This is a genomic window from Streptomyces sp. NPDC001056, from assembly GCF_053598955.1.
The window spans coordinates 20,813-28,016 of sequence record NZ_JBSFLI010000061.1 but is presented as its reverse complement, the minus strand read 5'-3'; the positions used below and the strand labels follow the sequence as shown (position 1 = coordinate 28,016).

The window sequence follows — 7,204 nt, the reverse complement described above, 5'->3', positions numbered from 1 at the left end:
CTGGACCAGTGCTTGCGGCCCTGGAGCGTCTCGCGTTTGAACGTCGCGTTGAAGGACTCGGCGAGCGCGTTGTCCGCCGAGCTGCCGACGGCACTCATGCTCTGTATCACGCCGGCCCGGCGGCAGGCGTCGGCGAAGGCCCGGCTCGTGTACTGGGCTCCGTGATCGGTGTGCAGAACAGCGCCGGCAAGGCTGCCGCGGCACCTCTGGGCCGCTGCCAGGGCATCGGTGACGAGATCGGTGCGCATGTGGTCGGCGATCGCCCAGCCGGCCAGACGGCGTGAGGCGAGATCGATGACGGTGGCCAGATACAGGAACTTCCCGCCGTCCACGGGGAGATAGGTGATGTCGCCGACGTACTTCGTGTTCGGCTCGGCAGCGGTGAAGTCGCGGCCGATCAGGTCCGGGGCCTTCGCCGCGGCCGTGTCCGGGATCGTGGTGCGATGCCTGCGACGTAGGCGCACACCTGCCAGGCCGATACTCCGCATCACGCGGGCGACCCGCTTGTGGTTGATCCGCTCGCCGTCGGCGCGGAGTTCGGCGGTGATCCTCGGGACGCCGTAGGTGCCGTCCGATTCCCGGTGCACGGCCCGTATCCGGGCGGCGATACGGGCGTCGGCCGCCTGCCGGGCAATCCGGTCCGCGACCGTCGCGCGCCAGTGATAGAAGCTGGAGCGGGCGATGCCGAGGATGGTGCACAGCCGCTTCACGCCGTAGCGGCGCTGGTGGTCGGCGACGAACTGGAAGCGGTTCACCAGCGCGTCTCCCCGGCGAAATACTTCGCCGCCTTCCGCAGGATCTCGCGTTCCTCCTCCAGCTCGCGGACCTTCTTACGCAGGGCCGCGTTCTCCGTCTCCAACGGCGTCGGAGGCTCCGCAGACACCTCCGCCCGGCGTCCCCGGGGCCGGCTCGCACCGGCTGCCCGGACCCAGTTCCGCAGGGTCTCGGGATTGATCCCCAGATCGGCAGCAACCTGCCGGATCGTCGCCTCGGGCCGCGACTGGTACAGCGCGACCGCGTCCGCCTTGAACTGCGGCGGATAGTTCTTCATGACCACGAGATGTCCGTTCTCAGATCCTCAGGATCCAGTGTCTCGTGTGTCCAAGATCAGGGGTCAAGGCCCAGCCGACAAAGCGCCTCTGGACCGGCCTTTTCCGCTGCCCGCTCAGGCCGACATCTACCGAAGGCGTCAACACCAAGATCAAGCGGAGAGCCGACGCCCCCGCGTCGGGGACGGTTTCGGCGCGTCCGGGTCGGGCCGTCGGGCGCGGATGTCAGGTCGTCGCGGTGTCGGGGTTTTGTTCCGTCCAGGCGGTGCGGTTGTCGGGCAGCGGATCCGCCGCGGTCGGGTTGATGGCCTCTCCCAGGCCCTCGATCGCGGTGACCAGTCGCTGTCCGGGTACGAGCGGGCCGGCCGCGCGGGGTGTCCTTCCCGGTGTGCCGGTCAGGACGACGTCACCGGGTTCGAGAGTGAGGAAGGTACTGCAGTAGGACAGGAGTTGCGCCGGCGTGAACACGAGGTCGGCGGTGGACCCGCGCTGCCGTTCGACGCCGTCGACGGAGAAGGTGATGGTCAGGTCGCGGGCGTCGTCGACTTCCTCGGGGGTGACGAGGAGCGGACCCAGGGGGGTGGAGCGGTCGAAGACCTTGCCCTGGAGTGCTTCGGTCGTGCGGTGCTGCCAGTCGCGCATCGACAAGTCGTTGGCGACGGTGTAGCCGGCGATGGCCTCCGCCGCCTCCTGCGGGCCGGCACGGCGGAGGCGGCGTCCGACGACGACCGCCAGTTCCGCCTCCCCGTCGATGTGGTCGCTGACGCGGGGCAGGGTGATGGTGTCCCGTGGGCCGGTCAGGGTAGAGGCGAACTTGGCGAAGAATGTCGGATACTCGGGGGTGGGGAGCTGCAGTTCCCGGATGTGGCTGCGGTAGTTGAGGCCGATGCACAGGATGTGCGCCGGGGTGGGCGAGACGCGGGCGTAGTGGGCGGTGCCGGCGTCCGTCTCGCCGATGTCCCGCAGCCGGTCTCGGCGCCGGTACGCGTCGACGGCGTCGGTGGCGTCTACCAGGACGGCGCGGTCGCCCTCGATGCGGGCGGCGGTGAGGGTGTCGCCGGTGCGGATGGTCGCGAAGCGCATGCCGCTCCATCGTCGGGGAGTCGGGGCCTTACCGGGCCTGGAGCTGGACGGCGGTGCCCGGCGCGAGGCGCTGGATCGCGGTGCCGGTCAGGCCGTTCTCGCCCAGGAGGTTGGCGACGGAGTGCTGTCCGAGTTCGCTGAGCATGAGTTCGTGGATCTGGATGATGCGTTCGGGCTTGACGGCGCGGACGTAGTCGGCGGCTTCGCCGAGCTTTGTCCATGGTCCGCTGGTGGGGAGCAGCAGGGTGCGCACGGGGGCGTCGGGTGCGAAGTAGGCGTCGCCGGGGTGGTAGAGAGCGCCCTCGTCGAGGAGGTAGCCGACGTTGTCGGGGCACGGGATGTCGGCGTGGATCAGCGCGTGGCGGTGCCCGTGCACGGTGACGGGGATGGAGCCGACGGTGAAGGTGTCGCCGGCGGCGACGGTGTGCACACGGCTGTCCTGGCCGCCGAGGGCCGCCGCGACCGCGGCGGTGCCGTAGACCTGCAGTTCGGGCCGGTCGGCGAGTGCGGCGGCGACCAGCTTCTCGTCGAAGTGGTCGAAGTGCTCGTGGGTGATCAGGACCGCTTGGGCCTGAGCGACAGCGGCCGCCGCGTCCGGGGTGAAGGTGCCGGGGTCGATCACCAGACGGGTGTCGTCCTTCTCGACGGTGACGCAGGCGTGGGCGTGCTTGGTGAGCTTCACGGGGGTTCCTCTCGGGCCGAGCATTTCCTACAACCAAACTGTACACCTTGGTTGTATATCGCGCGAGGCGTAGCGGTCGAGGAGCGGCTGGAGGGGGAGGACTTTGTGCGAGAGGCAGCGCAACCAGGTTGTACAGACCGGTTGTGGAAATCGGGGTAGGTTGCCGCCATGGACGACGACAACCGACTCGCCGAGGAACTCCGGCTCACCGTCGGACAACTGGTGCGCATCGTGCGCACCGCCGACACCATGCCTGCGACCGAGTCCGCCGTCCTGGGCTGTCTCGACCGCGACGGCCCGGCGACCACCGCCGACGTCGCCCAGCAGCGGGGCGTCAGCCATCAGGCGGTCGCCAAGGCGGTCAAGGGGCTGGTGGCTCAGGGCCTGGTACGTACCGAGGCGCACCCCGCGGACGGCCGCAAGCTCCTGCTGCACCTCACTCCCGCGGGAAGCGAGCGCCTCGCCGAGGAACGGCGCAGGCGCGCGGAGACGCTCGGCGGCGCCATCAGCGACTCGCTGAGCGCCGAGGAACGCGCGACACTCGCGGCGGCACTGCCCCTGCTGGCACGGCTGACGGCGCGCCTGAGAAACCGGTGAGCGCGGATCGACGCCTGGGGGCAACCCGCCACGGGCGGCGGCGCCTGGACGGCAACCCGCCACGGGCGGTGGCGCCGGCTCACCCGCTCGGCATGGACGGCCGTGGCGCACAGGGCTGAGGTCACCGCGGTCCTCGGGCGTCCGGGCGCCGTACCCTGGCCTGCCGCAGCCCTCGTCGGTGACGGTGACGTCCTTCAGCCTCAGGCCGAGCGCGCCGGCGGCACTGTCCCGGCTTTCCCTCCGGCGCGACGAGGTGAGGCTGTCCACGCGGGGCTGCACACGGTCGAGTAGCGCCGCGGGGGCCTCCTGCTCCGGCAGCTTGATCCGCCGACGAGCTTCCCGAAACTCGGCGCTCTCCTGGCTGGTCACCCCGGGCTTGGTCCCGTCGTGGAAATCCGCGCGACGCATCCACTTCCACGACGTCATCGGATGGACCCCGAAGTCGGTGGCCACCTGCTCGACCGTCACACCCGGCCCGCGGTTCGAGAAACTGGGATCATCGTATGATTTGCGTCCGGGTAACTACGATGCGTATCGCGCTCGTATGGTGGTGCCTCGCGGGCAGGGCCCGCGGTGGCGATGACGACGTGCTGCGGAAGCGCTTCGCCGTTCGCTATGCGGGGCCTTCCAGGCCGTGGGTGCGGGTGCCCAGAACGCGTCGTGACACTTCTGCTTCCATCGTGCCGTCGAACGGCGTTGCCGATGCTGCTTCGCGGGCCTCGGTGGCACGTCGGGTGTCTTCTAGGACGAGGTCCATGTTGATGGCGGCACCTGCGGTGTTTCCGGCGCCGGCGGACTGGGGCACGGCAGCGAGGACGTCGCTGGCGTTCCCGGCGGCCCACACGCCCCGGACGCCGGTGAATCCGGAGTGGTCGACGGCGACCTGGACGCCGGGGACGGCGGGGTGGGGGTTGAGCGTGAGGCCGAGGTCTTCGAGGAAGCCGCCGCGGGCGGTGAAGGCGGGGGCGACGACGAGGGTGTCGAGGGGGATGACCGTGCCGGAGGCCAGGCGGGCGCCGGTCAGCTTGTCCTGTTCGGTGTCGGTCTCCAGGGCGGTGACGGCGCCGTGGATCACTTCGATGCCGAGGGCGGCGAGCTGTTCCCACTGCTCGTCGGTGAGTTCTGCCTGCGCGTGGTGGGCGAAAAGGGTGACCTGGGCGGTCATCTGACGGAACAGCAGGGCCTGGTGGAAGTTGCCCAGGACGCCGACCTTGGTGTCGCGGGCTTCCCAGCCGTGGCAGTACACGCAGTGGATCACGTCGTGCCCCCACCGCTCCGCCAGGCCGGGGATGTCCGGCAGTTCATCGATCAGGCCGGTGGTCACCAGGACGCGCCGGGCACGGGCGCGCTGTCCGTCCTGGGTGGTGATGGCGAACGTGCTGCCGCCACGCTCGACGCGCTCGACCCGTCCGTTGACGATTTCTCCGCCGTAGGAGGTCACTTCCTCCCGGCCTACGCGAAGGAGCTCCAGGGGGGAGATGCCTTCGCGGCCAAGGATGTTGTGGGCGCCGGCTCGCGCGGCGGGGGCGTTGCGGGGTTCGCCTGCGTCGATGACGAGGACGGAGCGCCGTACGCGAGTCAGCAGCAGCGCGGCGGACAGGCCGGCGACACCCCCGCCGATCACGACGACGTCCCAGGTACGGCCTTCGGTGCTCTTGAGCTCATAGGTTCCCATATCGGCACCGTCACCCCGCACCATCATTCATGGCAAACAGGCTTGCTGTTTCTGCAACGAATCGGATCACATGGTCCGGTCCGCGTCTCGCGTGCACGGCAAGTACGTTTGTCGCTTTTGGGCGATGCGGTGCACGGTGAGGCTACCCTCGAGGAAGGGGCAGGGCCGATGAATTCGCCTGCCGCGCTCTTCCGGGAAACGGGGACCGGTATCCGGCCGCCAGTGGTGGCCACCCGATCCGCCGACGGCGTATCGGACCGCATCGACCGAATTGCCGGTTCAGCAAGGGCATTTGCCGCTCATGGGCATGTGTGCGCAGGCTGTATCCAGAAAGTGCTGGCTCACAAGCCGAAGTCGGTATCTCTCGGGCTCGGCTCGGCCGTGATCCCCTCATTCGCCTGGAACCTCTCCGGCTGCGGTGCGTCAGAAGCCGTAAGTGCCTTACAGGACAGTGGAGCGGTAGATGGAAAATCGCCATGTCGTGATCATTCCGATTGAGATCGACGAGGAGAAGGAAGGCGCTTATCTTGACGCCTGGCAGGACGCCGCGGACGTGATGGCCGCTCAACCCGGTTTCATTCGGACGTACATGTTCCGCACGATCGTTCCGGGGAGAAAATTCCCTCTCGTCAACGTTGCGGAATGGGAGTCCACCGCTCACTGGGAACAGGCGATGAACGTCTGCCCGATGCTGGGACAGCGGATAGCCGTCGCGCATGCCTCGAACTACGAGGCGATCCGGACGGTCCTGCCCGCCGCACAGCAGAGTCCGGGCTCCGGCGACGGTCACACGCCCGCCGACCTGTCCCCTGCCGAGGCGCGTCGCCGTGTCGAGGACGGGGAACTCACGCTGGTCGATGTCCGCGAAGACGATGAATGGGCAGCGCGTCACCCCGCCGGCGCCGTCCACGCCGCGCTCAGCGCGTTGCCGGCCGCGCTGTCGGATCTGCCTGACGGCCCACTGGCCTTCGTATGCCGCACGGGCACACGCAGCATGCGGGGCGGCGCGCAGGCGATCCGCGCAGGCCGGTCCTCCGTCTACAGCGTGGCGGGCGGCCTTGAGGCATGGGAAGCAGCAGGACTGCCGGTCACCGGGCCTTCCCCCGTGAAGGTGGGCACGCGGTTATTGATCACGCGGCGAGCGTGAGTTTAGCGGTGTGGTGTCGGTGTTCGTATTCGTTGGGGCTGAGGTGGCCGTTGGCGGAGTGCCGGCGGCGGGTGTTGTAGCGGGTCAGCCAGGCGAAGACGGTCCTGCGGCAGGTGTCGGCGTCGCCGTAGTCGTGGGCGCCCTGGAGGGTCTCGCGTTTCAGCGACGCGTGGAAGCTCTCGCAGGCCGCGTTGTCGGCGCTGGTGCCGACCGCACCCATCGACCGTGTGACCCCGAACTGGTCGCAGAGGCCGGCGAAGGCCCTCGATCCGTATTGCGCCCCGTGGTCGGAGTGGAACACCGCGCCGTCCAGGCCGCCGCGGGTCGCAGCTGCCATCCGCAGCGCGTCCGCGACCAGGTCGGTGCGCATGTGGTCGGCGATGGACCAGCCGACGACCTTGCGGCTGAAGCAGTCCAGCATGGTCGCGAGATAGAGGAACTCCCCTCCTGCGAGCGGGAGATACGTGATGTCGCCCATGTATTTGCGCCCCGGCTCGGTAGCGGTGAAGTCCCGCTGGAACAGGTCCGGGACCGGTGAGGTGGCCGGGTCCGGGACGGTGGTGCGCACGCGTCTGCGCAGGCGGATGCCGGTGATGGAGAACATCCGCATGATCCGGGCGATCCGCTTCTCGTTGACCCGCCGCCCTTTCCCGCGGAGCTCGGCCGTTATTCGCGGGGAGCCGTAAGCGCCGCCGGACTCGCCGTGGACCTCGCGGATCTCCTCGGCCAGGATCCGGTCCTCCCGCTGCCGGGTGGCCCGGGCCTCGGCGCCGGCGAGCCACTTGTAGTAGCTGGACCGGTTCACGTCCAGGACCTGGCAGAGCCGCTTCACCTCGTAGGTGCTGCGATGGTCGTCAACGAACTGGAAGCGGCTCCTCACCAGTTCGTCTCTCCGGCGAAATACTTGGCCGCCTTGCGGAGGATGTCCCGCTCGGTGGCGAGCTTGGGCCTTCCCCCATGACGGCGGACAC

Annotated in this window: 5 protein-coding genes and 2 pseudogenes; 2 read left to right on the top strand and 5 right to left on the bottom strand. The window is 69.2% G+C overall.

Annotation, left to right across the window (positions count from 1 at the left end; genetic code table 11):
- From ACWDD7_RS36485 to ACWDD7_RS36475, 3 genes and pseudogenes are all read right to left on the bottom strand, one after another.
- Positions 1–1,057: pseudogene (locus ACWDD7_RS36485) on the bottom strand (IS3 family transposase); the annotation flags it as partial.
- Positions 1,058–1,274: 217 nt separating this feature from the next.
- Positions 1,275–2,132 (bottom strand): fumarylacetoacetate hydrolase family protein, encoded by an 858-nt coding sequence (locus ACWDD7_RS36480; RefSeq protein ID WP_450460564.1) that lies wholly within the window; start codon positions 2,130–2,132, stop codon positions 1,275–1,277.
- Between the two features lie 28 nt (positions 2,133–2,160).
- A complete protein-coding gene (locus ACWDD7_RS36475; RefSeq protein WP_450460563.1) occupies positions 2,161–2,814 on the bottom strand; it encodes an MBL fold metallo-hydrolase in 654 nt (217 codons plus the stop codon).
- A 168-nt stretch (positions 2,815–2,982) separates the two neighbouring features.
- On the opposite strand from ACWDD7_RS36475, the gene ACWDD7_RS36470 reads away from it, so the two are divergent.
- Positions 2,983–3,411, top strand: coding sequence for a MarR family winged helix-turn-helix transcriptional regulator (locus ACWDD7_RS36470; protein ID WP_450460562.1), 429 nt, complete (start codon positions 2,983–2,985; stop codon positions 3,409–3,411).
- Positions 3,412–4,024: 613 nt separating this feature from the next.
- Here ACWDD7_RS36470 and ACWDD7_RS36465 read toward each other — a convergent pair.
- A complete protein-coding gene (locus ACWDD7_RS36465) occupies positions 4,025–5,086 on the bottom strand; it encodes an NAD(P)/FAD-dependent oxidoreductase (protein ID WP_450460561.1) in 1,062 nt (353 codons plus the stop codon).
- Positions 5,087–5,549: 463 nt separating this feature from the next.
- Between ACWDD7_RS36465 and ACWDD7_RS36460 the strand changes: the two genes are divergently transcribed.
- On the top strand, positions 5,550–6,233 hold the full coding sequence (locus tag ACWDD7_RS36460) for a rhodanese-like domain-containing protein (RefSeq protein WP_450460560.1): 684 nt from the start codon (positions 5,550–5,552) through the stop codon (positions 6,231–6,233).
- Here ACWDD7_RS36460 and ACWDD7_RS36455 read toward each other — a convergent pair.
- Positions 6,217–7,178, bottom strand: a pseudogene (locus ACWDD7_RS36455) (IS3 family transposase); the annotation flags it as partial. The gene ACWDD7_RS36460 and the pseudogene ACWDD7_RS36455 overlap by 17 nt on opposite strands.
- Positions 7,179–7,204 lie beyond the last annotated feature (26 nt).

Coding starts and splice junctions, on each gene's coding strand:
- ACWDD7_RS36480 (WP_450460564.1), bottom strand. CDS start 2,132: ATGCGCTTCGCGACCATCCGCACCGGCGACACCCTCACCGCCGCCCGC.
- ACWDD7_RS36460 (WP_450460560.1), top strand. CDS start 5,550: ATGGAAAATCGCCATGTCGTGATCATTCCGATTGAGATCGACGAGGAG.
- ACWDD7_RS36470 (WP_450460562.1), top strand. CDS start 2,983: ATGGACGACGACAACCGACTCGCCGAGGAACTCCGGCTCACCGTCGGA.
- ACWDD7_RS36465 (WP_450460561.1), bottom strand. CDS start 5,086: ATGGGAACCTATGAGCTCAAGAGCACCGAAGGCCGTACCTGGGACGTC.